This is a genomic window from Paenibacillus sp. P4_E11, from assembly GCF_056401635.1.
The window spans coordinates 1-2,052 of record NZ_JBFUIX010000369.1 but is presented as its reverse complement, the minus strand read 5'-3'; the positions used below and the strand labels follow the sequence as shown (position 1 = coordinate 2,052).

At 46.9% G+C, this 2,052-nt stretch carries 2 protein-coding genes; both read left to right on the top strand.

The genetic code is table 11. From position 1 onward, the window contains the following. Positions 1–10 precede the first annotated feature (10 nt). Positions 11–247 carry a ferredoxin gene (locus AC1DWB_RS34100; protein WP_477545511.1) on the top strand — a complete coding sequence of 79 codons (237 nt, stop codon included), beginning with the start codon at positions 11–13 and terminating at the stop codon, positions 245–247. 136 nt (positions 248–383) lie between these two features. Continuing rightward, positions 384–2,052: CHASE2 domain-containing protein (locus tag AC1DWB_RS34095; protein ID WP_477545510.1), on the top strand; the 1,669-nt coding region annotated here is incomplete at its 3' end.

The window sequence follows — 2,052 nt, the reverse complement described above, 5'->3', positions numbered from 1 at the left end:
GAATACCACGATGGCAAAGTACACATGGGTAGAAAAAGATACTTGCATTGCTTGCGGAGCTTGCGGTGCAACTGCCCCGGACATTTATGACTACGATGATGAAGGATTAGCTGAAGTGATATTCGATGGCGATGACAACCACGGGAATACTGAAATTCCGGACGATCTGTACGACGATCTACAGGATGCTTCAGACGGTTGCCCTACCGATTCCATCAAGATCGGCGACAGCCCATTCAATAAATAATAGGACCTAATAACGAAACCCCTGACTTGGAACCTAGTCAGGGGTTTTTTTGTGACAAAATTCACACAATCAATGATTGCCATATTCAGCCATGGCCTATAAAATGAAGGATAGGAAGTAACTGGGGAGGAAAAAAATGAGCAGGAAGAACTGGAAATCATCGGTCATCGCGGCAGTAGTTATAGCACTTTTGTCCGTGTTTTCTTATACGACCGGGACGGGTGGTTCGTTTCACTATATTGAAAATCCGTTAAGGGATGCTTTGAACTGGAAAATAGCGGATCAACGGGGGCCGGATACGTCGATCAAAATTATCAAGATCGATTCAAAGTCTCTGGAAGCAATAGGCCAATATCCGTGGGATCGTTCGGTCTATGCGAAACTGATAGAAAAGCTGGAAAGTGTCAAGGTGGCTGCGATCGGTGTCGATGTTCTATTCCCGGAGCCTAGCAAGGATTCTAAGCAAGATCAGGCTTTGGCCGACATTATGAGCAAGTACAAGAATGTGGTATTGCCAGTCAACGTGTTGTTCCCACCTCAGCAAAAATCGGCAGGACTGCTAGAATACGATAGGGTCGAATACCCCACGAGTGCGATCAATGCCCAGAAAAGCCAGACCGCTCATATCAACGTATTCCAAGACACGGATGACAAAGTTCGACGTTTGATCGTAGGAATTCCTGAGAAGAACGGCAGCATGATCGAAGCGTTCAGCGTGAAGCTTGCGAACCTGACACTTCCACCTAACGAGCAAGTGAAGTGGGATTCTGACAAGAAACAGTGGCTACGAGGTTCTGAGATCATTCCTACGAATAATCGCAATCAAGTCATTACCCAATTTTTCACGAAACCGCGTCAAGAGAAGGATTTGAAGACCGGCTACGATTCGTTCTCGTTCAGCGATGTGTTGAATGACAAGATTGATGTGAAGATGTTTGAAAATGACATTATACTAATCGGTCCGTTCACAACAGGCTTGCAAGACGAATACATGACTCCAATGAGCAAGGTCATCCGGATGTTCGGGGTCGAGATTCATGCGAACATGTTGCAGTCGATTCTGGACAGCAAGTTCTGGACAGAGCTCAGTGAAGCGTCTGGGATTGTTATTCTTCTTGGAATCGTGCTGTTGACTTTTTATTTGTTCAATCGTTTCAAAGGCAAAACAGCCATCTTCGTCTTCGCAGCGTCGATTGTCGCCTACATAGCCGCATTCATCGTGTGCAACGAAGTGCTTCATGTCTTTATTCCAATCTTCTATCCACTTATGGCCATTATTCTGATGTACATCTGGTCCATCATTGGCCACTACTTGGCAGAACGACAGGAGAGAAGCCGCGTGACCGGCATCTTCGGCCGATTCGTGCCCAAGACCGTTGTCGATCAAATGCTACAGTCTGGCGAAGAGGTCAAGCTGGGCGGAGAACGGATGGATATATCATTAATATTCGTTKATATCCGCGGATTTACGACGTTATCTGAGAAGCTGGAGCCGGAACAAGTTATTGCGTTCTTGAATGAATACTTGGACGTGTGTACACGAGCGGTGTTCAAATTCAACGGGACGTTGGACAAATTCATGGGTGATGGTGTCATGGCAATATTCGGAGCGCCGATCAAGTTCGATAATCACGCGGAGATGGCTGTTCGCGCCGCACTTGAGATGAAGAAGCAGTCTGCAGTTCTCGAGCAGAAGCTAATGGAGAAGCTAGGTTTCACCGTAAGATTCGGTGTAGGGATTAATTGTGGCCCTGCGGTAGTCGGCAATATCGGCTCGGAAGGGCTGCGACTCGATTACACGGCCA

Coding starts and splice junctions, on each gene's coding strand:
- AC1DWB_RS34100 (WP_477545511.1), top strand. CDS start 11: ATGGCAAAGTACACATGGGTAGAAAAAGATACTTGCATTGCTTGCGGA.